Raw genomic sequence first — 25,625 nt, forward strand, 5'->3', positions numbered from 1 at the left:
CATCCAGGTGCGGGCGGTAGCGAGACGAGGTCGGGCAGTGCGAGTCAGCTTGTCGTTCACCGGGTTCGGCCCGATCCTGGCCGACCTGCCGGCCGTGCAGGCCGCCGAGGAGTGCGGGCTGGACGGCCTGTGGTACGCCGAGCACATCTGCGCTCACGACGCGGTGGTGCCCGCCGCGGTGTATCTGCGTGCGACCGAACGGCTGGAATTGGCTTTGATGGGTGTCAGCACCGCGGGACGCCATCCCGGCCTGGCCGCTATGGAACTGGCCTCACTGGCCGAAATCGCTCCGGGGCGGGTGCGCGCGGCCATCGGCACCGGGGTGCCGGACATGATCGCCAAGCTGGGCAAGACGGTGTCTCGGCCCGTCGAGACCACCCTCGCGCTGCACCGGGCGCTCAAAACCGCGCTCGCCGGCGGCGAGTTGACCGGCGAGCAGCCCGGATTCAGTTTCCGCCACTACCAGTTGGCGCCGGTGAGCACGCCCCCGCCGTTGGACCTCATGGCGGTGCGGCCCCGCATGCTCGATGCGGCCGCCCGCTGCGCCGACGGCGTGTGCCTGAGCGCGGGCGCGTCGCGGCGCTACCTTTCCGATGCGGTCACGCGGGTGCTCACAACGCTGGACGCGGCCGGCCGCCGGCGCGCCGATTTCCGGATCTCGGCGGTGGTGCTCGCGTTCATCACCGACGACATCGACAGCGCCCGCAGCCAGGCGGCCCAACTACTCGCCGGCTTCGATGCCGCGACAACCGAATACCTTGCCGCCGGGGCCATCCCCCCCGGCGCGCTGGTCGCCGCGGTGGCCGAACGCGGCCCGGCGGGCGCCCTGGAGGTGCTCACCCCGGAGGTCATCGACGCCCTGGCGCTGGTGTGCCCGCCCGACGAACTTGGCGAGTCGCTGACCGCCTACGCCGCAACCGGAATCGACGAGATCGCAATCGCGCCCTGTGCGCCGCCGGACCAGTTGCCGGACTTGGTCGAGCTCATCGCCAAGTGCCGCAGCCAATTTACCGCCCACCCCTGACACGGAACGGATGAGGCACCGATGACCGACACCGATACCCGCCTCGACGGCGACGTGGCACAGATCATGCGCCTGCACCGGGAATTCGTCGAGGCCAACGGCCCGCTGGATTCCAGCTATCTGCGTCGCCGCGTCACGGCCACTCCCGGGGAACTGGTCTGGTACAACCTCAACGGCTCGGTCTACCGCGGGCAAGACCACATCGCTGAGTTGTGGGATGCGCTGGCGTCGAACATGAGCGGCCCGGCCAGCACCACCGAGTTGCGCGACGAACACGTGGAGGTCGTCGGCGACGTCGCCTGGGTGACCTATCTCAACCATTACCGCAGCGATTTCGGCGATCTCGGCAGCTGTGACTGCGATATGCGGGCCACCGAGATCTGGCGCCGCCGGGACGGCGAATGGCGGCTGGTGCACGCGCACTTCTCCACTCATGTGCCCAACCAGATGGGCGGTGTGTAAAGGCTCCCGGGGTGGAAGTGGTCGAGCAGTTCTGCGTGGCCGGCCCGGTGGGACGGGTCGGCGGACTACGCTGCGCCGGTGAGCACCCGGGTATTCCCGCGGTGTTCGTGCACCCCATCAACGGCGCCGCCGAACACTGGTCTGCGGTGATGCGGCGGCTGAGCGGCCGTCCCGTGATCAGCGTTGACCTGCGTGGACACGGCCGGTCGCAGCCGGGCGGAGGCTACGGTGCCGCTGACTACGCCGCCGATGTGGAGGCGGTGATGAACGGTCTCGGCATTCCGCACGCGCACCTGGTCGGCGCCTCCTTCGGCGCCAGCGCTGCCCTCATGCTCGCCGCCCTTCGGCCGCAGCGGGTGGTATCGGTGACCGCCATCGGCGGTGCGCTGCGCGTCGACCTGGACGCTGACGCCGCGGTCCGGGAGCTCCACACGCTCGGCCCGGCGGCGTTTTTCACGAAATTCGCGAAGGTGAGCTTCGCGCCCGGCACCGATCCCCGTGTGCTCGCCGACACTGTCGCCTGGGCGACGCGCGCCGACATCAGCGTCACCGAGCAGATCATCCGGGCAGCGTTCGCGGCGGACATCTCCGCCATCGTGGGCCGGGTCGTCGCACCCGCCCTGGTGCTGACCGGGGCGCAGGATCGCACCTGCCCGCCCGCCGCGGGCGCGGCCCTGGCCGCCGCGCTGGGCACTGAATGCCGGGTCCTCGACGGGCACGGGCACCTGCTGCATCTGGAGGATCCGGAGCTGGTGGCCCGCCTGGTCGACGACCATGCCCGGCGCAGTGAAACGCGCATGGAGGGCGGCTAGATGGGTGCGGCCCCGTTCGATTACCTGGCGGCGCAGTCCGTCGAGCAAGCCTGTGCGATGTTGAGCGATGATCCTTCCGGCACAAAAGTTCTCGCAGGCGGGCAGAGCCTGATGCCGCTGCTGGTGCGCCGGCTGGCGCGGCCGCGCCGGCTGGTTGACATCACCCGGATCGCCGAGCTGCACACCATGGACGTGAGCTCCCGCGGCTGGCAGCTGGGCGCGGCGGTCACCCAGCGGACCGCGGAGCTGGCCGGCGCGCTGGCCGGCTTCGGTGTGCTCGCGCAGGCGCTGCCCCGCGTCGGCAAGGTCAGCACCCGCAACGTGGGAACGGTCTGCGGCAGCATCGCCCACGCCAATCCCGCCGCCGAATTGGGTGTCTGCCTGCTGACGCTGGGCGGAGAGGTCACCGCCACCTCGGCGGCGGGTTCCCGCTCCATTGCGGCTGAAGAGTTTTTCCTGGGCCCGCACCGCACCGCGCTGCGAGCCGACGAATTGGTGTGCAGTGTCACGTTTTACCGGCCACCCGCGGGATCGGTGGGCTATTTCGACGAGGTCACGCTCCGCGGCGCCGGCGACACTCCGGTGATCAGCGTCGCAGTCAGCGGCCAGCTCCACGACGGCGAGCTGGGCGGGCTGCGGGTCGCGGTCGGCGGGGCCGGACAGCAGCCCGTGCTGGCACCGGCGGCGATCACCGCGGGGCTTGCCGGGCCCGACGACGCGGTCGGCGACGCCGCGCACAGTTTCGCAGCGCAGCTGCACTTCGCCGACGACGCGCACGCCTCGGCGCAACACCGGCGCCGGCTGGCGGCCAACCTGGTGGCCCGACTGGTGCGCCGGCTGCGGAAGGAGCTGCCATGACCAGCGAGGTGACCATCACACTGCGGGTCAACGGGCGGCCCGTCACCGCGAGCGTGCCGGCACGGATGACGCTTGCCGACTTTGTGCGGGACCGGCTCCGGCTCACCGGAACACACCTGGGCTGCGGCCAGGGGCTGTGCGGCTGCTGCAATGTGCTGCTCGACGAGCGGTCGGTGCGGGCCTGCCTGCTGCTGGCCGTGCAAGCCGACGGTAAAGATGTCGTGACCGTCGAAGGCATATCAGCGGCAACCGATTTCGACGACCATTCCAGTATTGCGGGGTGTCTGGTGCGCCACCACGCTCTGCAATGCGGTTTCTGCACACCAGGATTCGTGGTGCTGCTGGCAGAGCTGCTGGCCGAGGTCGACCGGGGCGCCCGTCCCGCGCCGGCGGAGCTGCGGACCCGCCTGGCCGGGTGCCTGTGCCGCTGCACCGGCTACGCGCCGATTTTGGCCGCCGCCGAAGAACTGGTCGCCGCCAAGATCGTGGAGTGCAGCCGATGAGCCCGGCCCGCCAGGTCGGTGGCAGCCCCGCAGGGCCGAATCTGCGGCGCCTGGCCGCCGGCGGGGGGCGTTATCTGGCCGATGAGTGCGCGGCCGGGGAACTGCACCTGGTGGTGGTCCGCTCCCGCGAACCGCATGCCCGCATCTCGGTGGACACCCGGCGGGCCCGCGCCGCGCCCGGTGTGCATGCGGTGCTGGTCGGCGCGGACGTGCGCGGGGCCACCGAGCCGATGGGCATGATGTGGAACGCGCCGATCCAGGCCAGCGCGCCCACCTGGTGTCTGGCCGGTGACCGGGTCCGCTATGTCGGCGAGCCGATCGCGGCCGTCATCGCCGATGACGCCTACCTGGCCGAGGACGCCGCGGAGCTGGTGGACGTCACCTATGACCCGCTGCCGGCGGTGGTCGAGGCGTCCGAGCAGAGCACTCCGCTGCTCTATGACGACTGGCCGGATAACGTCTTCGGGCGCACCCGGTTCGAGGCGGGCGACGCCGCCGCCGCGCTGGCCGGCGCCGCCGTGGTGGTGCGGGGCCGCTACACCAACAGCAGGGTGGCCGGGTTGTCGCTGGAGACCCGCGGGGTGCGGGCGGCCTGGGATATCGCCGGGCAGACCGTCACGGTGTGGACATCCACCCAGTCCCCGCATCAGGTGCGCGAGGCGCTGGCGACGTCGCTGCGCATCCCGCGCAGCCGCGTGCAGGTGCGCTGCCCCGACATCGGCGGGGCGTTCGGCAACAAGGCGTGCGCCTATATCGAGGAGATCCTGGTGGCGTTCGCGGCGCGGGTGGTGCGCCGCCCGGTGCGGTGGATCGAAGGCCGCAGCGAGGCGTTCCTCGCCACCGTGCACGGCCGCGGCACCGTCGTCGACCTCGAGCTGGGGTTCACCGCCGACGGCGTCATCTCGGGACTGCGGGCCACCGTGCTGTTGGATTGCGGCGCAACACCGTACATGGTGGGGTTGGGCACCGGGGTGGTCACCGCGGCGACGGTGCTGGGTCCGTACCGGATCGGTGACGCGCTCAGCGAGCTGGTGGCGGTGGTGACGAACAAGACACCCATCGGCGCCTACCGCGGATTCGGCATGCCCGAGGCCACCTTCGCCATCGAGCGCGCGATGGACGAGGGCGCCCGGCTGCTGGGCATGGATCCGGTGACGATCCGGCACCGAAACCTGCTGCGCCCCGAGGAACTTCCGTACTGGACGGCGGCGATGATGTGCCTGGACAGCGGGCGCTACAGCGAGCTGCTGGATCTGGTGGCGGAGCGCATCGACTGGCAGCACACGCGCCGGGAAGCCGAGCAGGCGCGGGCCGCCGGCCGGCTGGTGGGCGTCGGGGTGGCCTGCTATCTGGAGGCGACGAATTTCGGGCCGTCGCTGACGGCGGCGATGATGGGGATCAGCAGCGCCGGGCACGACCGCGCCGTGGTGCGGGTGGACGCCTCGGGTCTGGTCACCGTGCTCACCGGTCAGATGCCGATGGGTCAGGGGCTGGACACGGTGCTCGCGCAGGTCGCCGCCGACGAGATCGGGGTGCCGCTGGAGGCGGTGGAGGTGATCTGCGGGGACACCGCGGCATGCCCCTACACCGGTTACGGCAGCGGCGGCAGCCGCGGGGCGGGGGTCTCCGGGTCAGCGGTGATGATGGCCGCGCGTGAAGTCCGCGAGCAGATGCTCGTGATCGCGGCTCACCTGCTGAACGCTGCCGACTCGGCGGTGCTGCGCGACGCCGACGGAGCGTTCACCGACACCTCGGGCCGCCGCGTGACCGTCGCCGAAGTGGCCGAAGCTGCCTATCGGGCAACGGATCTGCCCGACGGTGTGCAACCCGGCCTGGAAGCGGCCTACACCTATGACCCGCGGGGTTTCGCGTTCTCCTACGGCTCGGTGGCGGCGGTGGTCGAAATCGACCCCGACACCGGCACGGTCACGGTGCAGCGGCTGGTGTTCGGCCACGACTGCGGTGTGCAGCTCAACCCGGCCAAGGTGGCGGGGCAGATCCTCGGCGGCGCGGCACAGGGGCTGGGCGCGGCGCTGTACGAGCAGCTGCCCTACAGCGCGGACGGCTATCCCGTGGTGCAGTCGCTGTGGGACTACTTCCCGCCGCTGCCGGCCAACATGCCGCCGGTCGAGCTCGTGCATTTGGAGACCCCCTCGCCGTTCTCCCTCAACGGCGCCAAGGGCACCGGCGAAAGCGGCGCCATCCCGATCCCCGCGGTGCTGGCCAACGCCATCCGCGACGCGCTGGGCGAGCACGCCGGCACCGTCGCCGACACCCTGCCCATCACCGCGGAACGGCTGCTCGAGGCGATCGAGACGACGCGCCGAAGCGCACCGGTCCGCATCGAAACCCGGTGATCGACCAGTTCAGGAGGAATCGTGAAATACGTGTCCCAGCAATGGCTGGACCGCCAGCGCGAACTGCAGCAGAGCTTTCAGCACCGCCCCGGCGCGTCGGCGCGGGTGCAGTACCGGCTCACCGGTGTCCCTGACGGCGAGGACATCTGCTATTACGCCGACGTGCAGGACGGCCGCATCGTCGAGCAGCGGCTCGGCGAAGACCCGCGCGCCGACGGGACGATGACGGCGTCCTACGCCGACTCGGTGGCAATGTTGCGCGGTGAGCTGGCCCCGACCAAGGCGTTCATGGAGGGCCGCATCACGATCAGCGGTAATGTGGCCAAGCTGGCGACGCTCATGCCGATCACGCAGACCGCCGAATACCGCGACCACTACGCCGCGCTGCTCGCCGAGACCGAGTTCTGATGCTGCCCCGGGCCGGCGCCGAAGCGGTGTGGGGATGACGCTGTCGTTGCTGGCCCGCGACCCCGGCAGCGGTGCGCTCGGGGTGGCCACCCAGTCGCATTTTTTCGGTGCGGGCGCCACGGTGCCCTGGGCCCAGGCCGGTGTCGGGGTGGTGGCGACCCAGGCCATCGCCGAGCGGTCCTATGGCCCACGGATTTTGGCGGCGCTGCGCCGGGGTGTTTCGGCCAGCCGGGCGCTTGCGCCGCTGCTGGAGGCCGACCCGGCGCGCGAGCTGCGGCAAGTGGCCTGCCTGGATGCGGTGGGCGGGGTGGGGATCCACACCGGGACACGGTGTCTGCCTGCCGCCGGCGCGGCGACCGAGGGGTGCGCCGCGGCGGTGGGAAATATGCTCGAGCGCCCCGCCGTGCTCGATGCGATGCTGCAGGGCTTTCACCGGGCGCCAGGCGATCTGGCGCATCGCCTGGTGGCCGGCCTGCGCGGCGGCGAGCAGGCCGGCGGCGACATCCGGGGCCGTCAGTCGGCCGCGCTGCTGGTGGTGTCGGGTGAGCGCGGCGACGCCCCGTGGGAGGGGGTGATCCATGACCTGCGCGTCGACGATCACCCCGATCCGGTCGGTGAGCTTGCCCGCCTCGTCGACCTCGCCGACGCGTTCCGCCACCTGTCGCAGGTGGTGTTCGACCCGGACGGCCCGGTTTTCGGCGAAAGCGTATCCGATGACGAATTCGCTGCTGCGGCACAATCGTTAGCGCAGGCCGACCAGGTTTTGGGCAGCAACCCGGAAGCCGCCTGGTGGTCGGCGGTGCTGCACGCGCGCCGGGGCCGGTTCGCCGACGCCCGACGGCTGCTGGCCGGGGCGGCCCGGCGCAACCCGCGGCTGCCGCGGCTGGTGGCCGGTCTGGTCGAGGCGGGGATCGTCACCGCCGAGCAGGCGGCGCGCTGGTCGGGCCGGCGGTGAGTGCGGCCGGCCTCAGCCCGCGGCGTGGCCCCGGCGATCGAGGATGCGGCTGGCCTTGCCGTCGCAGCGGCCCAGCGCGCCCGTGGCCAGCACGGTCACCTCGACGCTGACCCCGATGCGGCTTTTGACTTGGGCGGCCAGCGCGTCGGCGGCGGCCCGCGCGTGCCGGGGCGAGACGCCGCGGCGGGTTTCCACCCGGATGGTCAGCTCGTCGAGCTGCCCGCGCCGGTCCAGTACGCACTGAAATTGCGGGGCCAGCACCCGATGACCCAGGATGAGTTCCTCGATCTGGGTGGGAAACACGTTCACGCCGCGCACGATCATCATGTCGTCGCAGCGGCCGCTGATTCTTTTCAGCCGCCGCATGCTGCGCGCGGTGCCCGGCAGCAGCGCGGTCAAATCACGGGTGCGGTAGCGGATCACCGGGAATGCTTCTTTGGTCAGCGAGGTCAGCACCAGCTCGCCCACGGTGCCGTCCGGCAACCGCTCGCCGGTGTGCGGGTCGACGATCTCCGGGTAGAAGTGGTCTTCCCAAATATGAGGGCCGTCTTTGGTTTCCACGCATTCCTGGGCCACGCCGGGGCCGATCACCTCGGACAGACCGTAGATGTCGACGGCGTCGATACCGGCGCGGCGTTCCAGTTCGCCGCGCATGTGTTCGGTCCAGGGTTCGGCGCCGAATATCCCGACCCGCAGCGAGCTGCCGGCCGGGTCGACGCCGGCGGCCTCCATGGCGTCGAGGATGGTCAGCATGTAGGAGGGGGTGACCATGATGGCGTCGGGCCGGAAGTCGCCGATCAGCTGGACTTGGCGTTCGGTCATGCCCCCTGACATCGGGATCACCGTGCAACCGAGTCGTTCCGCCCCGTAGTGCGCGCCGATGCCGCCGGTGAAAAGCCCGTAGCCGTAGGCGATGTGGACTTTGTCGCCGGGCCGCACCCCGGCGGCGCGCAGCGAGCGGGCCACCAGGCCTGCCCAGGTGCTGATATCGGCGTCGGTGTAGCCCACCACGGTGGGCTGCCCGGTGGTGCCCGACGACGCGTGCACCCGGCGCACCCGGGCCTGGGGCACCGCCAGCATCCCGAACGGGTAGTTGGCCCGCAGGTCAGCTTTGGTGGTGAACGGGAATTGCGCCAGGTCCTCGAGGGTGCGCAGATCGTCGGGGTGCACACCCCGCGCGTCGAACGCCGCCCGGTAGTGCGCGACGTTTCGGTATGCGTGCGCCAGCGACCATTTCAGTCGCTGCAGCTGCAGCGCGGCGAGCTCGTCGCGCGACGCGGTTTCGATCGGTTCCAGCTCCCCGGGTGATCGGGTCCCGCAGGTGGGATCACCGATGTGGCTCATCATGGCTCCTCCGCTGGCCGCAGGGCCGGTTAGGCGTCAAAGTCGACGGTGAGGGTGTCGCTGCGCGGAAAGGATTGGCAGGTCAGCACGAAACCGGCTGCCACTTCGTCGTTTTCCAGGGCGAAGTTGCGCCGCATCTCGACCTCCCCGGCGGTGATCTTGGCGCGGCAGGTGCCGCACACTCCCCCTTTGCAGGCGAACGGCAGGTCGTCGCGCACACGCTGCGCGGCGTCGAGCACGCTGAGCTGCCGCGGCAGCGTGTGGGTGCTCACCCGGCCGTCGACGATAATCGTGACCCGGCTGCTGGGCCCGCTGAGCTGCTCGTCGTGGTGCCGAAATGGTGGTGGCGCAACACTTTCGACGAAGAACAGTTCACGGTGCACCCGTTCGCGGGGGACGTTCAGCTCGCGCAGCACCTGCTGCGCCGCGTCGACCATGCCCAGCGGACCGCACAACCAGACATGGTCGACAGCGCCGACCGGGACCAGCCGGCGCAGCAGCGTGCGCAGCCGTGCGGCGTCCAGGCGCCCGCAGAACAGCTCCGCGCCGCGGGCTTCCCGGGACAGCACATGAACCAGTTGCAGCCGTGCCGGGAAGCGGTCTTTCAGCTCGGCGAGCTCGTCGACGAACATCGCGGAGTTGACGCTGCGGTTGCCGTACAACAGGGTGACGTGCGTGCCGGGATGTGTCAGCACCGACGCGGTGATCGACAGGATCGGGGTGATCCCGGATCCGGCGGCGATCGCGAGGTGCCGGGCGGCGGTGCCCGGGTCGGCGGTGAAGGTGCCCGCCGGTGGGGCCACCTCGACCTCGTCGCCGGGACGCACCTCGCGCACCAGCCACGGCGACAGCGATCCGCCGGGCACTTCGCGCACCCCGATACGCAGCGGGGCGCCCCTCGGCGCGCAGATGGAGTAGGTGCGGCGCTGCTGGGTTCCGCTCTTGCGCACCGTCACCGACTGTCCGGGTGAGAACGCGAAATCGGCTCGCAGCGCGGGGGGAACGTCGAACGTGATCGCCGCGGCGTCGTCGCACAGCCGCTGCACCGCGGCCACCGGCAAGCGGTGAAACACCGGCGCGCCGCGGCGTGCACGTGTTGCGGTGCTCACCTCAAATCTCCTTGACCCGCGCGAACGGCTCTTTGCAGCAGCGACATTGGTGCGCCGAGGTGCACAGTGTCGCGCCGAACATCGACAGCATCGTGGTGTCGGCTGACCCGCAATGCGGACAGTGCGCGGTGGGCGGGCCCGGGTTCAGCCGCAGCGGTACCGGACCGCCGCGGGGCGCCGGGCCCGGCGGGGCGATCCCGTACTGGGCGAGTTTGCGCCGCCCGTGCTCGCTGATCCAGTCCGAGCTCCACGGCGGTGTCAGCGCGGTGCGGATCGCCACGCTGTGAAACCCGGCCCGGGCCAGCGCCCGCCGCAGCTCGGCCCGGATGGCGGCCAGCGCCGGGCACCCGGTGTAGGTGGGGGTGATGGTCACCTCCACCGCGCCGTCGTCGGCGCAGCGCACGTCACGCAACACCCCGAGGTCGGCCAGCGTCAGCACGGGAAGCTCCGGGTCGGTCACGGCGGCGGCTGCCCGCCACGCGCGTTGCTGCGCCGCGGTATCGGCGGTCATCGGGTTCACCACCGCCCCAACGGGTGGGCCCGGGCCAGCGACTGCATCTCGGCGAGCAGCAGGCCCATCGCCTCGGTGTGCACACCGTCGCGCCCGGTCCGCCTGCCCGGGGCCGCCTTGGGGCGCAGCGGCGGAACGTTCAACCCGGCGGCGGGAAACACCTCGGCGCTCACCGCGTCGAACTCGCTGCGCAGCGTGGCCGGGTCGACACCGACACCGGCTGCGGCGAGCCGGGTTTCAACCGGGTGCGCGGTGAACAGTTCAGCGACGTAGGGCCACACCACGCGCAACGCGGCCTCCACACGACCGCGTGATTCCGCGGTGCCGCACGCCAAAACGATCAGCCACCGGGCGGCGTAGTCACGGTGGTAGGCGACCTCGGGCACGCCTTTGGCCGCGGCGGCGGCCAGCACCGGGTCCCGGCTTTCGCGTAGCTTGTCCAGCAGGGCCAGCCGGAAGGTGGCGAACGCCAGCAGCCGCACGATGGTGCGCGCGAAGTCGCCGTTGTCCAGCTCCACCAGCCGCACGTTGCGGAACTGCGGCTCGTCGCGGAAGAACGCCAGCGCATCCTCGGCGGCCGCCGGCGACCCGTCGGGAAGCACGGGCAGCACCGCCGGGTGGGCGGCGGCGGCGCGGGACAGCAGCAGGCGGGCCTGGCCGAGCAGATCCAGGCCGATATTGGCCAGCGCGACTTCCTCTTCGAGTTCGGGGGCGCGGGTGATCCACTGGGTGAGCCGCTGCGCGGCGATCAGCGCGTCGTCGCCGAGCATCAGGCAATAGGCGGCGAGGTCGGCCGGGTCCACGCCGGCGGGCAGGGTGGTGTCCACGCCGTCCAGCGGGTCGTGAAAAGCGGTGCCGAACGCCCACTGGTCGCCGGCGTCGACGTCGACGAGTCCGGCGTAGGCCGAGTCGTGTTCACTCATGGTCAATCCTGTTGCCGTGCAGGCGGTTACATGTGCGGGACGGTGTCGGGGATGTGGTAGAAGGTGGGGTGGCGGTAGATCTTGTCCCCGCTGGGCGCAAAGTAGGGGTCTTTTTCGTCGGGGCTGGACGCGGTGATCGCCGCTGAACGCACCACCCAGATGCTGACCCCTTCGTTGCGCCGGGTGTAGACGTCGCGGGCATGCCGCAACGCCATCGCGTCGTCGGCGGCGTGCAGGGATCCGACGTGGACGTGGTTGAGGCCACGCTTGCCGCGGACGAACACCTCATACAGCGGCCAGTCGCCGTCGATCGTCTCTGCACTGTTGTCGCTGCTCATGCTGTTTGCTGCTCCGCGGAACGGCGGGCGAAGGCCATGGCGGCCTCCCGCACCCAGCGGCCCCCCTCGTGGGCGGCCTTGCGGGCGGCGAGGCGGTCGTCGTTGCACGGGCCGTGCCCGTTGATGACGGCGGTGAACTCGGCCCAGTCCGGTGGGGTGAAGTCGTAGCACCCGCGCTGCGCGTTCCAGGCCAGCGCGGGATCGGGGAAGCGCACCCCGAGCGCCTCACCCTGCGGGACGGTCATGTCCACGAAACGCTGCCGGAGCTCATCGTTGGTGTGGCGTTTGATGCCCCACGCCATCGACTGCGCCGTGTTGGGTGACTGGTCGTCGGGCGGGCCGAACATCATCAGCGCCGGCCACCACCATCTGTCGACGGCGTCTTGCACCATGGCGCGCTGCGCGTCGGTGCCGCGCATCATCTGCATCAGCAGCTCATAGCCCTGCCGCTGGTGAAACGACTCTTCTTTGCAGATCCGGATCATCGCCCGCGCGTACGGGCCGTAGGAGCTGCGGCACAACGGCACCTGGTTGCAGATCGCCGCGCCGTCGACCAGCCAGCCGATCACGCCGACGTCGGCGTAGCTGAGCGCCGGGTAATTGAAGATGGACGAGTATTTGTGCTCGCGGGCAAGGAGTTTGGCGGTCAGCTCGGCCCGGTCGGCGCCGAGGGTCTCCGCGGCCGAGTACAAGTAGATGCCATGGCCGGCTTCGTCTTGCACCTTGGCCAGCAGGATCGCCTTGCGGCGCAGCGACGGAGCCCGGGTCAGCCAGTGTCCCTCCGGCTGCATGCCGATGATCTCCGAATGGGCATGCTGGGCGATCTGGCGGATCAGGGTCTTGCGGTAGCCGTCGGGCATCCAGTCGCGCGGCTCCACCCGCTGCCCGGCGGCGATGACCTCCTCGAACTCGCGTGGGCTCACCGCACTCTCCTCACCGTCCGGTGAAGGTGGGACGCTGTTTGCCCACAAACGCGGCGACCGCGGATTTGTGGTCGGCGGTGGCGCCCAGCTGGGCCTGGGTGCGGGCTTCCCGCGCCAGCACATCAGCCAGCTCAGCCCCACTGTTTTCGGCGATCAGTCGTTTGACGGCTTTGAACGCCATGGTCGGGCCGCTCGCCAATTGTCGTGCCAGCGCGTTGGTTTCGGCCTCGACGTCGCTGTCGGGCACCACTCGGTGCACCAGCCCCCAGGAGTGGGCGGTGCCGGCGTCGACCGTCTCACCCAGCAAGAACAGGCCGGCCGCCCGGCTCGGCCCGATCGCCGCGGCCAGGGTGGCGCTCAGCCCGGAGTCGGCGGCCAGCCCGATACCGCAGAACGCGGTGGCGAACTTGCTGTGCTGCCCGGCGACCCGGATATCCGCACCCAGCGCGATCCCCAGCCCGGCGCCCACACAGGCGCCGCCGATGCCGGCGACGACGGGAACGCCGATCGCGTTGAACGCCATCATGATCGGGTTGTAATGCTGGGTGATGGTGTCCATTGCCCGCGCCGGGTCGGCCCGCAGCGCCTCGGCGTGCTCGGCGAGATCCTGGCCGACGCAGAAGTTCTTGCCCGCCGCGGTCACCTGCACCGCCCGCACCGCAGGATCCGACCCCGCCGCCGAAAGTGCTTTCAGCAGCTGCTCTTTCATGACGTTATTCAGCGCGTTGGACGCCGCCGGCCGGTCCAGCACGATGGCGGCGACCCCCTCCTCGACGCGGTAGCCGACGCACGCGGTCTCGGTCATGACGGCGTTCCTCCTCGCGGGTGGGCGGTGACGCGGCGGGCTCGCGCCCACCGCACCCTCGAGAGTTCACAATAACCTACCTTTCGGTCAGTAATCAAGGTGGCGGCGCGCTGGGTCGTGACCGGTGCCGCGGCCGCGGGTGAAATGCCAGGGGATGCGAGGGGAAATGCGATGATGTGCGGTATGGCCGTGCCGTCTTCGCGTCCCGCCGGCCGGGTGGGCCGTCCAGGCTATGACCTGGACTCGCTGCTCGCGGTCGCCGTGGCGGTGTTCAACCAGCGCGGCTATGACGGCACCAGCATGGAGTATCTGGCAAATCGGCTGGGGATTACCAAATCGGCGATCTACCACCATGTGCCCGGCAAGGCCGAGCTGCTGCGGCTGGCGGTCAACCGGGCGCTGGACGCCCTGTTCGCGGCCACCAGAGAGCCGGACACCACCACCGGACCGGCCCTCGACCGGCTGGAAAATCTGGTTCGCCGCAGTATTCACGTGCTGGTCGAGCAGCTGCCGTATGTCACGCTGCTGCTGCGGGTGCGCGGCAACACCACCGTCGAGCGGCGCGCGCTGGCGCGTCGCCGCGAATTCGACCACCTCGTCGAACAGCTGGTGCAGCAGGCCCGCGACGAGGGCAGCGTGCGCACCGACGTGGACCCCGCCCTCGTCAGCCGGCTAATTTTTGGCACGGTCAACTCGCTGGTGGAGTGGTACCGGCCGGCCCGCGGCCTGGGTGCCGACGAGCTCGCCGACGCGGTGGTCGCGGTGCTCTTCGACGGGCTGCGGGTGACGCGCCCGGATTCGCGCTAGCGAGGCGCCGCGCGGGGTTCCCCCTTGACGGCCGGGCATTGTGCTGCCACCGTATTACTGACCGAACGGACGGTTGGAAAGGAGCTCGCTGGGATGGCGGCGCTGTTGCACAGTTACGTGGCCGGGCAGTGGAGCACCCCGCAGGACGACGGCGTGCCGCTCGCCGACGCCGCCACCGGTGAGGAGGTGGCCCGCTACTCGACGCGCGCCCTGGATTTCGCCGCGGTGGTCGACTACGCCCGGCGGGTGGGCGGTCCGGCGCTGCGTGAGCTGACGTTCCATGAACGGGCCGCGGCGCTCAAGGCGCTGGGCAAGCGGCTGATGGGCGCCAAGGACCAGTTCTACCCGCTGTCGTTTGCCACCGGGGCCACCGCGCGTGACTCGGCGCTGGACGTCGACGGCGGTATCGGGGTATTGCTCAGCTACGCCAGCAAGGCAGTGCGTGAACTTCCCAACGACACTGTTTATCTCGACGGGGGAACTGAAAGCATCGGACGCGCGGGAACATTCGTCGCCCAGCACATCTACACCACACGGCCCGGTGTCGCGGTGCAGATCAACGCGTTCAACTTCCCGGTGTGGGGGATGCTGGAGAAACTGGCGCCGGCGTTTCTGGCGGGGCTGCCCACCATCGTCAAACCCGCTCATCAAACCGCCTACTTGACCGAGCTGGTGGTGCGGCACATCGTCGAGTCGGGTCTGCTGCCGGAGGGCTCGCTGCAGCTGGTGTGCGCCAGCCCGGACGGATTGCTCGAGCAGCTCGGCGAGCAAGACGTCATCGCGTTCACCGGCTCGGCGGCCACCGCGGCGCGGCTGCGCAGCCACCCCCGGGTCGTCGGCGCCGGAGTGGGGTTCAACGCCGAGGCCGATTCGCTCAACTGCGCCATCCTGGGTCCCGACGCCGGCCCCGGCACACCTGAATTCGACTTGTACGTCAAGCAGTTGGTGGCCGAGATGACCAGCAAGGCGGGGCAGAAATGCACCGCCATCCGCCGCGCCCTGGTGCCGCGTCCGCTGCTCGACACGGTGGCCGACGCCACGGCGGCCCAGCTGGCCGCGGTGGTCGTCGGCAAACCCGATCTCGACGGTGTCCGGATGGGCCCGCTGGCCAGCACCGCGCAGCGCGACGAGGTGCTGCGCGCGCTGAAGAGCCTCACCGACGCGGCCCGCCTCATCAGCGGCGATCCGCAGCATGTCGCGGTGGAGGGCGCCGACCCGGATCGCGGGGCCTTCCTGCCGCCGCTTTTGCTGCGCGCCGACGACAACACCGCCGACGCCGTGCACGAGGTGGAAGCCTTCGGGCCGGTGAGCACGCTGATGCCCTACGGCGATATCGACGAGGCCGTCGCGCTGGCCATCCGGGGCCGGGGCAGCCTGGTGGGATCTGTCATCACCCACGATCCGGAAGTCGCGCGCCGGGTGGTGCTCGGCGTGGCCGCGTATCACGGCCGCCTGCTGGTGCTGGACCGCGACGACGCCAAAGAATCCACCGGGCACGGTTCGCCGCTGCCCACCCTGGTGCACGGCGGGCCCGGACGCGCGGGCGGGGGCGAGGAGCTCGGCGGCATCCGCGGTGTGTTGCACTACATGCAGCGCAGCGCCGTGCAGGGCTCCCCCGACATGCTCACCGCGGTCGCCGGGCGCTGGATCACCGGCGCGGCCCGGCACAGCGGCGGTGTGCATCCGTTCCGGAAATACCTGGAGGAGCTGCGGATCGGCGACACGATTGTCGGCGGTCCGCGCGCGGTGACCGCCGAGGATATCGCGCAGTTCGCCGCGTTGACCGGGGACACCTTCTACGCGCACACCGATCCGGTTGCGGCGGCGCAAAACCCGCTGTTCGGGGGCATCGTGGCGCACGGTTACCTGGTGGTGTCACTAGCGGCGGGTTTGTTCGTGGAGCCCAGTCCCGGCCCGGTGTTGGCCAATTTCGGCGTCGACAATCTGCGCTTTCTCACCCCGGTCAAACCCGGTGACAGCCTGACGGTCACCCTCACCGCGAAACAGCTGACCCCCAGGGCTTCCGCGGATTACGGGGAGGTGCGCTGGGACACCGTGGTGACCAACCAGGACGGCGCGGCGGTCGCCACCTACGACGTGCTGACACTGGTGGCCAAGCGGCCCGCCGGCCAACCCCGGGAGGTTTGATGCATCTGGTCTGTGTGTGTTACGGCCAACCCGCCGACCCGGCGGCGTTCGACGACTACTACACCCGCGTCCACATCCCGCTGGCGCTGAAAATCCCTGGGCTGGTGAGTTTTACCACGGGTAAATGCCGTTCGCTGGATGGTTCGGGCCCGCCCTGTTATCTGGTGGCCCGATTGGGGTTCGCCGACGCTGACTCGCTCACAACCGCCCTGCGCTCCGCGCAGATGCGGGCCGCCGGCGCCGACGTCGCCAACTTCGCCACCGGCGGGGTGACGATGCACCTCGAGGAGCACAACGTCATCCTCGGCTAACGCGGGTCGTTGACGGCAGCCGGCCGGGGCCGCGTGTCGGTGATCCCGGGCGGGCCGCAGGTGCGGCCGACCCCGGGGTCCGCCCGGTGGGCGCCGGCCCCGTCGGTGTTGCCGATGATCGGGTGGCTACTGAAGCGCTAGCAGCGGTTAGCGGTTCAGCGGTTTGTAGAACACCAGTCCGTTGCCCTTGTTGTCGTAGACCACGGCGCGGCGTTCGTGGGCGTCGTCGTAGGGGCCCTTCGCGATGCCGCCGCCGCTGGCCTCGACCGCTTTGGCCGCGGCGTCCACGTCGGCGGTTTTGATGCCCACGACAACCTGCCCGGGTATGGGGTGGTCCACCGCCGTCGCCAACGCCAGGGTGACCGGCCCGCCGTCGAGGGCGGCGAAGTGGGCACCATCGCGGAACTTCAACGGCATCCCCAGGGTCTCGCTGTAGAACTTGATCGACTCGTCCAGGTTGTCCGTGGACAGGATGATCATCTTGACTTCGTGGTCGCTCACTGGTGCCTCCTTGTCGCTCAACCGCTTTCACACCTCGACCCGCACCGGACGGCGCCGGTTGGGCACTCCTCGACGGTAGTACAGTGGCGCGGCGGCTGACCTGCCGGTGCGCGGGCTCGACTGCCGCGGCTGCGCCGGCGCGGCTCAGCGGTGAGCAGCCCGACGAACCGCCCCGGGTGTTACCCCGCCCGCTGCGCGGAGACGAACAGATTGCGCGGGGCGGCGTCTTCGATCTCCGTGGGCGGTCGTCGCCCGTAGCCGGCCATCAGCTCCGCCGACGGGGTCACCGTCACCTGCCAGCCGTGCCGGCGCAACCAGTCACCGACGTCGTCGCGCTCCTCGAAGTACCACAGCTCGTCGCTGCGCGGAACCTGACGGTGGGGGTCGGCGTTGGCCATCAACGCCTGGATACGCTCCATCCGCTGGCGGCGCCGCGCGCGGGCCTCGGGGTCGGCGAAGTCGGGTGCCAGCGCCTCGACCGCGACGCGGCTGCCGGTGACGGTCAGCGCGTGCACCCGGGTGAACAGCAGCTCCTGGGCCGCCGCCGGCAGATACGGCATCAGCCCCTCCGCTGACCACGCACTGGGCGCCGATGCGTCGAACCCGGCCTGCCGCAACGCCGTCGGCCAATCCTGGCGCAGGTCCACGGGGACAGCGACCCGCGTGCAGGCCGGCTCGGCGCCGTGGGCGCGCAATGTCGATGATTTGAACTCCAGCACCCGGGGTTGGTCGAGTTCGTAGACGGTGACACCGTCCGGCCACGGCAGCCGCCAGGCCCGCGCATCCAGCCCCGCCGCCAAGATCACCGCCTGCCGGATGCCGGCGTTGGTGGCGTCGAGGAAAAACGAGTCGAAGAAGGCGGTCCGCGACGCGAAGTAGTCGACCATCGCGCGCATGCGCCGCGGCAGGTCGGGTTCGGCGGCAACGACCTCGGCGGGCAGCTCGCGGGCCTCATACCAGCTCCACACGCCGTCGCCGACGGTGTCGAGGAACACCCGGGCGAACGGATCGCGGATCAGCGGGTTGGCGCTTTCGGTTTCTGCCGCGCGCGCCGCCGCCACACCCAGCGCCGTCGCGCCCACACTCTCAGTGATCTCCCAGGTGTCGTTGTCAGTTCTTGTCACACGCGCTCCTTTTCGGTCACCAACCCACCACCGCCGACCATACGTGAGGCGATCCCGCGTCCGGGACGGCCACTGTCGGTGCGGGACAATCGCCCTCAGCATGGTCGACACCGACGGTTGGGTACCGCAATCCCGGCAGCGCCACATCGTGCGGCTGGCCGTGTTCGCCTGTGCGCTGCTCGGGCTGTTCTACCTGGTGGCCGTCCAGAGGGTCGTCGACATCGGGGTGGTGCAGCACGTGGTCGCGGCGAGCGGGCCGGCGGCGCCGCTGATCTATGTGCTGGCCTCGGCCGTGCTCGGGGCGCTGTTCGTGCCGGGTCCGGTCCTGGCCGCCAGCAGCGGTCTGCTGTTCGGTCCGGCCCTGGGCCTCGCCGTGACGCTGGCCGCGACGGTGGGCACCGCTGTCACCGCGAGTGTGGTCGGCCGCCGGGGCGGCCGGGCCGGCGCGCGGGCCCTGCTGGGTGCGGCCCGCGCCGACCGCGTCGACACGCTGATCGAACGGCTCGGGCTGTGGGCGGTCGTGGGTCAGCGCGTGATTCCCGGCATCTCCGATGCGCTGGCCTCCTATGCGTTCGGGGCGTTGGGGGTTCCGGTGTGGCAGATGGCGGTCGGCGCGTTTATCGGTTCGGCGCCACATGCATTCGTCTACACCGCGCTGGGCGCTTCGATCGCTGAGCGCTCCGGGCCGTTGGCCTATGCGGCGGTAGCGGTGTGGACCGTGACCGCCATCGTCGGCGCGTTCGCTGCGCGGCGCGCCTACCGGAACCGGCGGGGCCGCGCCGGCGGTGGCGGGCACACCGGGGTGCACTGAGATATCCGGCGCGACGCGCCGCCGCGGCGGGTTCGCAACTCGGCCCGCGGCGTATACGGTGATCGGATGGCTACAACACTGGACGCGACCGCGACCATCGCCGAACTCCTGGCCGAGCACGGCCCCTTGCACCTAGACGATATCGCCGCGCGGCTGCGCCAAACCGGGCAAGCCGAACCGGATCCGCTGCTGGGTGAGGTTCTCGATGAAATCAGTTGTCCAGCACGGCAATTGGTTGACGATCGCTGGGTGTGGCTGCCGGCGCTGCTGAGCGGGCGCACCTTCACCCACCGGCTCGGCGCAGCCGAGATAGCCCACGACATCCTCACCGTGACCCCGGACCTGGATCCGATCAGCACGCTCTGCGAACACGAGCAGTACCGGCGGCTGGCCGACGGGTCGCCGGCGCGGGTCGTGCTCGAGGAGTTCGACGGCGCGCTGCTGCAGCAGCGCGGCATCCCGGCCGGGGTGATCGACCCGAACGGGGCGCTGCTGTTGGCGCCGGGCACGCTGCGCGGGTTGGGCGTGGCCGAGGGCGACCTGCTCGGGGTGCGGCTGGACGAGCAGGGACTGGTCGTCGAGCGGGTCGCCACGCCACGGCACGCGGCCGAGGTGGCCGCCCGGCTGGCGGCCACCCTCGACGGTGATGAGCCGGTGTATTTCGCTGCGGCCGTGTGGACGGCGTGCGCGGCAGACCCGAGCCTCTTGCGCGAGCCGGCGCCGCCGTTGGGTGAGCTCGTCGGCGAGCACGCTCTGGCGCAGCGCGGCGAGTGGCTGGCACCCGCCGGGTTCGATTTCGACCGGTGGTTTTTCGAACGCGGGTGTGTGGCGCTGGCCGAGCGCCACGATCTCGACCCCGATGACGCGGTTGCGCTGTACACGTTGCTGCAGATCTACGACCAGCTCTCGCTGCTGATCGCGGCCGCCGACGCGGACGCGGACGAGCCCCCCGCGGAAACGTTGGCCGCGGCTGCCGAGGACATGAGCAGGTCTCAGGCCGAGCAGATCCTGGGGCTGGTGGGTGAGCTCGGGGCCGTGCTGGCCGAACCGCTGCTGGCCGAAGTGTTGGTGGCCGAGACGGTCGGCACCGGCCGTGCCGGAGCGGCCGCGCTGGGCGTGTTCGCCGGGATCCTGGAGCCGCGGGTGCCCCGCGCGGCGCGGGTGGCGTGTCGCTGGCTGCGCGCAGTGGCGCTGGAACGCATCGGCGATATCGAGGGTGCCGAAGGTGAGCTGCTGGCGGCCGAGTCGCTGGATCCGAACTGGCCGCTGCCGCTATTGGATCTGGCCCGTATCGCGTCCGATCGCGGCGACGCCGAACGGGGGCTGGCGTTGCTGCGCCGCGCTGACGCCGAGCCGGACCACCCGTTGGTGGAGCTGCTGGAGCTGCATCGCGCCGAGCCGCGCCGCGACCTGGGCCGAAACGAGCTGTGCTGGTGCGGATCTGGGCGCAAGTACAAAAAATGCCATCTTGGGCGTGAGCAGCTTCCGCTGACCGAGCGGGCGGGCTGGCTGTATGCGAAGGCGATCCAGCACACGCTGCGCAGCGGCTGGAACGACCTGCTGGTCGAGGTGGGCTACGAACGTGCTCGCTACAGCGCGGATGATCCCGACGCGTTGGAGGCGGCGCTGGGTGATCCGCTGGTGATCGACGCGGTGCTGTTCGAGGGCGGCGCGTTCGCGGAGTTCGTGGCGGTGCGCGGGTCGCTGCTGCCCGACGACGAGCGGCTGCTGGCCGAGCAGTGGCTGCTGATGCAACGCTCGGTGTTCGAGGTCGAGCAGGTGCGGCCCGGGCAGGGTGTCACGGTGCGCGATGTGCGCACCGGAGACCGGCACCAGGTGCGGGAGCGGTTGGGCAGCCGTCAGCTCAAGGCCGGGCAGCTGGTCTGCACGCGGGTGCTGCCCGCCGGGGACAGCAGCCGGTTTTTCGGTGGGGTCGAACCGGTTGGGCTGCACCAACGCGACGCGTTGATCGATCTGCTCGACACCGGGCCGGACCCGGTGACACTGGTGGCATGGCTGAGCCGCCGGTTCGCCCCGCCGGCGCTGGTCAACACCGAGGGTGATCCGCTGGCGCTCTGCGAGGCCAGCGTGCGCCCCGCCGACCCGGTCGCCCTGCTGCCCCTACTCGACGACACCTACGACCGGGTCGAGGGTGATCGACCGCCGCGCTGGTTCGAACACGTCACGACCGGCGGCATGCAGCGGATCCGGGCCAACCTGGCGCTCGAGGATGACACGCTGCGGGTGGAAACCAACAGCGAAATGCGCATGGACCGGGTCCTGGCCACGCTGGCGCGCCTGGACCCCGCGATGACGGTGCTGGAGGATTCTCGGCGCCCGATCCCGACCATCCGCGACGCCGCCAAGCTGGCCGGACAGCTGCCGAGTAGCGGAGCGGACGCGCTCGAACCCGACGACCCCGAGGTGGCAGCAGTTGTCGAGAACCTCATCCGCCGCTACGAGGCCGCCTGGCTCGACGAGCCGATCCCCGCGCTCGCCGGCCACACCCCGCGGCAGGCCGCCGACGACCCCACCCGCCGCGGCGACCTGATCAAACTCCTGGACACCTTCCCCGCCGGCGAATCCGCGCGCGGCGGCATGGATGCCGATCGGCTGCGCGCCGCGCTGCGCCTGTAGCGGCCGGCGAACGGGCAACCGTTTTCAAAACTTCTGACACCACGTGCTGCGGCGCCGATGATCGGGGTTGCGCCGTTCAGCGTTTCGTCGCGGCCCCGGTAGCGCATCATGGAGGGGTGCGGATCGGCGTGGGGGTTTCCAGCGCGCCCAATGCGCGGCAGGCGGCGGCGCAGGCCGCGGCGCAGGCGCGCGATGAACTCGCCGGTGCGCCGCCGTCGCTGGCCGTGCTTGTGGCGTCGCGATCCCACACCGAGCGGGCCGCCGACATCGTGGCCGCGGTGCAGGAGCTGCTCGCCCCGCCCGCGCTGATCGGGTGTGTGGCCCAGGCGGTGGTCGCCGGGCGCCGCGAGCTCGAGGACGGGCCCGCGGTGGCGGTGTGGCTGGCCTCGGGCCTGGCCGCTGAGACCTTTCAGCTGGAGTTTGTGCGCACCGGCGCCGGGGGGCTGCTCACCGGGTATCGGTTCGAGCCCGGCGGGCACGATCTGTATCTGCTGCTGGCTGACCCCTACACCTTCCCGTCGCATCTGCTCATCGAGCACCTCAACACCGATCTGCCGGGTACGGCCGTGGTGGGCGGGCTGGTCAGCGCCGGGCCGACAGCGGGTGCCACCAGGTTGTTTCGCGGCCGTGACGTGTTGACGTCGGGCCTGGTCGGGGTGCGTCTGCCCGGGGTGCATGCGGTGCCGATCGTGTCGCAGGGGTGCCGGCCGATCGGGCACCCCTACATCGTCACCGGCGCTGAGGGCGCGGTGATCACCGAGCTGGGCGGGCGCCCGCCGCTGGCACGGCTGCGCGAGATCGTCACCGGGCTGCCGCTGGGCGAACAGGAACTGGTCAGCCGTGGCCTGCAGATCGGCATCCTCGTCGACGAGCACCTGGCGGCCCCGGGGCAGGGGGACTTCCTGATCCGCGGGCTGCTGGGCGCCGACCCGGCCAGCGGGGCGATCGAGATCGGCCAGCCCGTCGAGATCGGGGCGACCGTGCAGTTTCAGGTGCGCGACCCTGCGGGGGCCGACAAGGATCTGCGCCTGGCCGTGGAGCGGGCCGCCACCGAGCTGCCCGGACGGCCGGTGGGCGCGCTGCTGTTCACCTGCAACGGGCGCGGGCGACGCATGTTCGGGGTGCCCGACCACGACGCGGCCACCATCCAGGACCTGCTGGGGCCGATTGCGCTGGCCGGTTTCTTCGCCGCCGGGGAGATCGGCCCCATCGCGGGCCGTAATGCGCTGCACGGATTCACCGCGTCGATGGCGCTGTTCATCGAATAAGCCATTGGCGGCGGAACACTCGCATGGCGCATTATCCGCCCAACCCGTCGCCGGTGACGCATGAGCCGAATTGCCCGCCTCGGAGCGACTTTTCCGTGACACCGGGATGCCCCTTGCCGCACCGGCGATAAGCCGGCGGCACCGACGTGGCAACCGGAAAACCTGGTCGCACAAACAGACTCGGGCCGATCACCATCCGCGCCGAGGCTGAGCAGGCGTTTCCGCAGGACGCGGGGCTGCGGCTGCGGGACCCCGCAGATCGAACACCCGGTCAACGGGGCGGGCCGGTGGCGCACCGGGTTACTGGTGCGCGGCCGTTTCGTGGCCCCGGGGCTCGGTTACTCTCAAAAGCCTGGTTAGCGCCAGCACCGCACCGTACCACACCCCACGAGCGGAAAGAGTACGAACCGGTATGACTACTCCACCCGAGCCGCTTCGTCACCAACCGCGATCTGACGACGAGTCGCGCTCCTGCACCACCGATGTCCGGGCCCAGCATTCCCCGGCCGACCCCGCGGCTGACGCGCACGGGCCGGCGACCGACGCGGAAGATCCGGCCGGCGACGCCCAGCCGGTTCCTCATCCTCCCTACGAGGACGGGCCGATGTTTTTGGCGGCGCGCCGGCGTTCCCGCGCCGCGCACGGCTGGCGCAAGCTGATCGCCACCGTCACCGGCGGGCGGGTCAATCCGGGACCGAGCGCTGAGCAGCGGCGTGCCGCCGAGTTGGTCGGCCGGATCCGCGCTTCGCTGGACGGTGTGCACAAGGTGGCGTTCGTCTCGGCCAAGGGCGGTGTCGGCAAGAGCACGATGACCGTGGCGGTGGGCAATGTGGTGGCCCGGGCGCGTGGCGATCGGGTGATCGCTGTCGACGTCGACCCGGATCTGGGTGATCTTTCGGCGAGGTTCAGTGAACGCGGCGGCCCGCACGCCAACATCCAGCAGGTGGCGTCGCTGCAGGACGGCGACCGCTACTCGACCGTGCGCCTGCACACCGTGATAAACAACGACCGGCTCGAACTGCTTGGCGCCCAAAATGATCCGAAGTCGACCTACACCTTGGGCCCGGAGGACTACGCGGCGACGATGAGGATCCTGGACCGGCACTGCAATGTGATCTTGCTGGACTGCGGGACGTCGATCACCGATCCGTTGTTCACCGCGATCGCCGGTGATGTCAGCGGTCTGGTGGTGGTGGCATCCCAGGATGTGCGCGGCGTCGAGGGCGCGTTGGCCACCTTGAATTGGCTGTATGCGCATGGGTTCGACGGGTTGCTGACGCGCAGCGTGGTGGCCCTGAACGCCACTCGGGACGGCCCACCGCTTGTCGACCTGAAAGTCGTCGAGAACGAATTCGCCAAGTTCGTGTCGGAGGTCTTCCGGGTGCCCTACGACCCGCATCTGGCCGACGGGCTGGCCGTCGAATTCAGCGCCCTCAAACCGCGCACCCGCAAGGCCGTGCTCGAGCTCGCCGCCGGTGTGGCGCAACACTTTTCCACCAGCCATATACGCCCCTACCATGACGACGACCTGGGCGCCTGGATGGACATGATCCGCTGAGGCCGGCTGACCGACGGCCCGGGCGCCGGGACGTGACGCCGGCCCGGCCTGCCGGGCTGGTTTTCGCGGGGTCTGTTCAGCGATTCAGCGACCGTGACTAAGTGAGTGGCGGGTGATTGCGGGCAGGGCTTACTATCCCACGCATGCCAGCCCAGACCCCGGGTCGTGCGGGTGCTCGCCGCCGGGTTAGTGCAGCTAGGGACCGATTGCGAGACGATCAGCGCCGGGTTGGCCGCGCACACCGCGGGGCCGGTGGTGGCGGCCTCAGCCTGGCAGTCCAATGTCGGTGCGGTGAACCTGGCCGCCGCCGCAGCCCGCACAAACCTGGGCGCGATCGCGACCCGGATCGCCGATCGCGGCCGCCACTACGGCGCGGCGGGCGCCGCCTACCCCACGACCGATCAGGACAATGCGGTGATGTTGCGTGAACTGGTGCGGTGATGGCCGGTGTCTCTGCCTTGCCGCAGGGCTGGCCCACGCTGTCGGAGCTGCGGGCATCGACGTTTGGTCATCTGGGGCAGTTCGCCAACTGGTGTGAGCGCATCTCCGGTGACGCCGAGAAAGCCTTGGAGCAGCTGGCCCACCAGGTGCGTGCGCCCGGCGGTGTGGCATGGGAGGGGGCGGCCGCTGAGGCAGCGATCGCTCAGGCCGACGCCGATGTGATCACCGCGCGCCCGTTTCTGTGGGGTTTGCCCGACACAGCGGCGATCGCCCGCCGCGGCCAAGACACGCTGCAGGCCGGGCAACGTCTGGTCCTGGACGCGGTCGAGGACGCCCAGCGCGACGGGTTCGCAGTGAGCGAGGATTACAGCGTGACCGACACCCGCGAGGTCACCACGCGCGAGCAGCTGGTTCAACGCCAAGCCGAAGCCCAGGCGCATGCCAATTACATCCGCCACCGCGTCGGTCAGCTGGTGGCCAACGACCAGCATCTGACCGCCCAACTCCACGAGGCCACCGCAAGCTGGGGGAAGCTCACGTTTCCGGAGTCGGGCGGCGCCGACGCGCAGCCGCTCGACCATCGTTGGAAGCAAGGCGGGCCAAGTGATTTGCCGCCGGAGGATCCCAAAAAATTCCACGACTGGTGGCAAAGCTTGACGCCGGAACAAAAAGACCAGGTCTACAGCT

General features: G+C 70.5%; 25 protein-coding genes. 16 read left to right on the forward strand and 9 right to left on the reverse strand.

Translation table 11 applies throughout. The features are described from left to right. The first annotated feature begins 37 nt into the window (after nt 1-37). Genes G6N08_RS02680 through G6N08_RS02715 form a run of 8 tightly spaced genes read left to right on the forward strand, consistent with a single transcriptional unit; the run spans nt 38 to nt 7,379 of the window. A complete protein-coding gene (locus G6N08_RS02680) occupies nt 38-1,024 on the forward strand; it encodes an LLM class flavin-dependent oxidoreductase (RefSeq protein WP_163753974.1) in 987 nt (328 codons plus the stop codon). A 21-nt stretch (nt 1,025-1,045) separates the two neighbouring features. Then, nucleotides 1,046-1,486: a YybH family protein gene (locus tag G6N08_RS02685; RefSeq protein WP_163753976.1), complete on the forward strand. Its 441-nt coding sequence runs from the start codon at nt 1,046-1,048 to the stop codon at nt 1,484-1,486. 11 nt (nt 1,487-1,497) lie between these two features. Beyond that, entirely contained in the window at nt 1,498-2,298 is an 801-nt protein-coding gene (locus G6N08_RS02690; protein WP_163753981.1) for an alpha/beta fold hydrolase, read from the forward strand. Continuing rightward, nucleotides 2,299-3,156 carry an FAD binding domain-containing protein gene (locus G6N08_RS02695; RefSeq protein ID WP_163753984.1) on the forward strand — a complete coding sequence of 286 codons (858 nt, stop codon included), beginning with the start codon at nt 2,299-2,301 and terminating at the stop codon, nt 3,154-3,156. Next, a complete protein-coding gene (locus G6N08_RS02700; protein ID WP_163753987.1) occupies nt 3,153-3,659 on the forward strand; it encodes a (2Fe-2S)-binding protein in 507 nt (168 codons plus the stop codon). Before G6N08_RS02695 ends, G6N08_RS02700 begins: the two co-directional genes overlap by 4 nt. Further along, nucleotides 3,656-6,016: a xanthine dehydrogenase family protein molybdopterin-binding subunit gene (locus G6N08_RS02705; RefSeq protein ID WP_163753990.1), complete on the forward strand. Its 2,361-nt coding sequence runs from the start codon at nt 3,656-3,658 to the stop codon at nt 6,014-6,016. The genes G6N08_RS02700 and G6N08_RS02705 overlap by 4 nt, the downstream gene beginning before the upstream one ends. A 21-nt stretch (nt 6,017-6,037) precedes the next feature. Further along, nucleotides 6,038-6,424, forward strand: a complete 387-nt coding sequence (locus G6N08_RS02710; protein ID WP_163753993.1) for an SCP2 sterol-binding domain-containing protein — start codon at nt 6,038-6,040, stop codon at nt 6,422-6,424. A gap of 34 nt (nt 6,425-6,458) precedes the next feature. Further along, nucleotides 6,459-7,379: a DUF1028 domain-containing protein gene (locus tag G6N08_RS02715; RefSeq protein ID WP_163753996.1), complete on the forward strand. Its 921-nt coding sequence runs from the start codon at nt 6,459-6,461 to the stop codon at nt 7,377-7,379. Nucleotides 7,380-7,391: 12 nt separating this feature from the next. On the opposite strand, the gene paaK is transcribed toward G6N08_RS02715, so the two are convergent. From paaK to G6N08_RS02750, 7 genes are read right to left on the reverse strand one after another with little or no spacing between them, the layout of a single operon-like run. Beyond that, nucleotides 7,392-8,723, reverse strand: coding sequence for a phenylacetate--CoA ligase PaaK (paaK, locus tag G6N08_RS02720; protein ID WP_163753999.1), 1,332 nt, complete (start codon nt 8,721-8,723; stop codon nt 7,392-7,394). A gap of 29 nt (nt 8,724-8,752) precedes the next feature. Continuing rightward, the gene (gene paaE, locus G6N08_RS02725) at nt 8,753-9,832 is read right to left on the reverse strand and encodes a 1,2-phenylacetyl-CoA epoxidase subunit PaaE (protein ID WP_163754001.1); all 1,080 of its coding nucleotides are present in this window, start codon (nt 9,830-9,832) and stop codon (nt 8,753-8,755) included. 1 nt (nt 9,833) lies between these two features. Further along, nucleotides 9,834-10,343, reverse strand: a complete 510-nt coding sequence (gene paaD / locus G6N08_RS02730) for a 1,2-phenylacetyl-CoA epoxidase subunit PaaD (protein WP_163754002.1) — start codon at nt 10,341-10,343, stop codon at nt 9,834-9,836. A 5-nt stretch (nt 10,344-10,348) separates the two neighbouring features. Beyond that, nucleotides 10,349-11,266 carry a 1,2-phenylacetyl-CoA epoxidase subunit PaaC gene (gene paaC / locus G6N08_RS02735; RefSeq protein WP_163754004.1) on the reverse strand — a complete coding sequence of 306 codons (918 nt, stop codon included), beginning with the start codon at nt 11,264-11,266 and terminating at the stop codon, nt 10,349-10,351. Nucleotides 11,267-11,292: 26 nt separating this feature from the next. Then, a complete protein-coding gene (paaB, locus tag G6N08_RS02740) occupies nt 11,293-11,604 on the reverse strand; it encodes a 1,2-phenylacetyl-CoA epoxidase subunit PaaB (RefSeq protein WP_163754006.1) in 312 nt (103 codons plus the stop codon). Then, nucleotides 11,601-12,527 carry a 1,2-phenylacetyl-CoA epoxidase subunit PaaA gene (gene paaA, locus G6N08_RS02745; protein WP_246216580.1) on the reverse strand — a complete coding sequence of 309 codons (927 nt, stop codon included), beginning with the start codon at nt 12,525-12,527 and terminating at the stop codon, nt 11,601-11,603. The genes paaB and paaA overlap by 4 nt, the downstream gene beginning before the upstream one ends. Nucleotides 12,528-12,537: 10 nt before the next feature. Further along, nucleotides 12,538-13,332, reverse strand: a complete 795-nt coding sequence (locus G6N08_RS02750; RefSeq protein WP_163754010.1) for an enoyl-CoA hydratase/isomerase family protein — start codon at nt 13,330-13,332, stop codon at nt 12,538-12,540. Nucleotides 13,333-13,515: 183 nt separating this feature from the next. On the opposite strand from G6N08_RS02750, the gene G6N08_RS02755 reads away from it, so the two are divergent. The 3 genes from G6N08_RS02755 (at nt 13,516) to G6N08_RS02765 (ending at nt 16,598) form a co-directional block, all read left to right on the forward strand. After that, nucleotides 13,516-14,139: a TetR/AcrR family transcriptional regulator gene (locus tag G6N08_RS02755; protein ID WP_163754012.1), complete on the forward strand. Its 624-nt coding sequence runs from the start codon at nt 13,516-13,518 to the stop codon at nt 14,137-14,139. A gap of 93 nt (nt 14,140-14,232) precedes the next feature. Continuing rightward, on the forward strand, nt 14,233-16,287 hold the full coding sequence (gene paaZ, locus G6N08_RS02760) for a phenylacetic acid degradation bifunctional protein PaaZ (protein ID WP_163754015.1): 2,055 nt from the start codon (nt 14,233-14,235) through the stop codon (nt 16,285-16,287). After that, a complete protein-coding gene (locus tag G6N08_RS02765) occupies nt 16,287-16,598 on the forward strand; it encodes an EthD family reductase (RefSeq protein ID WP_174813240.1) in 312 nt (103 codons plus the stop codon). Before paaZ ends, G6N08_RS02765 begins: the two co-directional genes overlap by 1 nt. A gap of 147 nt (nt 16,599-16,745) precedes the next feature. On the opposite strand, the gene G6N08_RS02770 is transcribed toward G6N08_RS02765, so the two are convergent. Continuing rightward, the gene (locus tag G6N08_RS02770; protein WP_163754020.1) at nt 16,746-17,099 is read right to left on the reverse strand and encodes a VOC family protein; all 354 of its coding nucleotides are present in this window, start codon (nt 17,097-17,099) and stop codon (nt 16,746-16,748) included. Between the two features lie 179 nt (nt 17,100-17,278). Continuing rightward, nucleotides 17,279-18,223: a class I SAM-dependent methyltransferase gene (locus tag G6N08_RS02775; RefSeq protein WP_163754023.1), complete on the reverse strand. Its 945-nt coding sequence runs from the start codon at nt 18,221-18,223 to the stop codon at nt 17,279-17,281. 100 nt (nt 18,224-18,323) lie between these two features. On the opposite strand from G6N08_RS02775, the gene G6N08_RS02780 reads away from it, so the two are divergent. The 5 genes from G6N08_RS02780 (at nt 18,324) to G6N08_RS02800 (ending at nt 24,938) form a co-directional block, all read left to right on the forward strand. Continuing rightward, nucleotides 18,324-19,034 (forward strand): TVP38/TMEM64 family protein, encoded by a 711-nt coding sequence (locus G6N08_RS02780; protein WP_163754026.1) that lies wholly within the window; start codon nt 18,324-18,326, stop codon nt 19,032-19,034. A gap of 66 nt (nt 19,035-19,100) precedes the next feature. Next, entirely contained in the window at nt 19,101-21,671 is a 2,571-nt protein-coding gene (locus G6N08_RS02785) for an SEC-C domain-containing protein (protein ID WP_163754029.1), read from the forward strand. A 116-nt stretch (nt 21,672-21,787) separates the two neighbouring features. Continuing rightward, the gene (locus tag G6N08_RS02790) at nt 21,788-22,939 is read left to right on the forward strand and encodes an FIST signal transduction protein (RefSeq protein WP_163754032.1); all 1,152 of its coding nucleotides are present in this window, start codon (nt 21,788-21,790) and stop codon (nt 22,937-22,939) included. A 412-nt stretch (nt 22,940-23,351) separates the two neighbouring features. Next, entirely contained in the window at nt 23,352-24,497 is a 1,146-nt protein-coding gene (locus G6N08_RS02795) for a MinD/ParA family ATP-binding protein (protein ID WP_163754035.1), read from the forward strand. Between the two features lie 165 nt (nt 24,498-24,662). Then, a complete protein-coding gene (locus tag G6N08_RS02800) occupies nt 24,663-24,938 on the forward strand; it encodes a hypothetical protein (protein ID WP_163754040.1) in 276 nt (91 codons plus the stop codon). The last annotated feature ends 687 nt before the right edge of the window (nt 24,939-25,625 follow it).

This window comes from Mycobacterium botniense (genome assembly GCF_010723305.1).
Taxonomy (GTDB): Bacteria; Actinomycetota; Actinomycetes; order Mycobacteriales; family Mycobacteriaceae; genus Mycobacterium; species Mycobacterium botniense.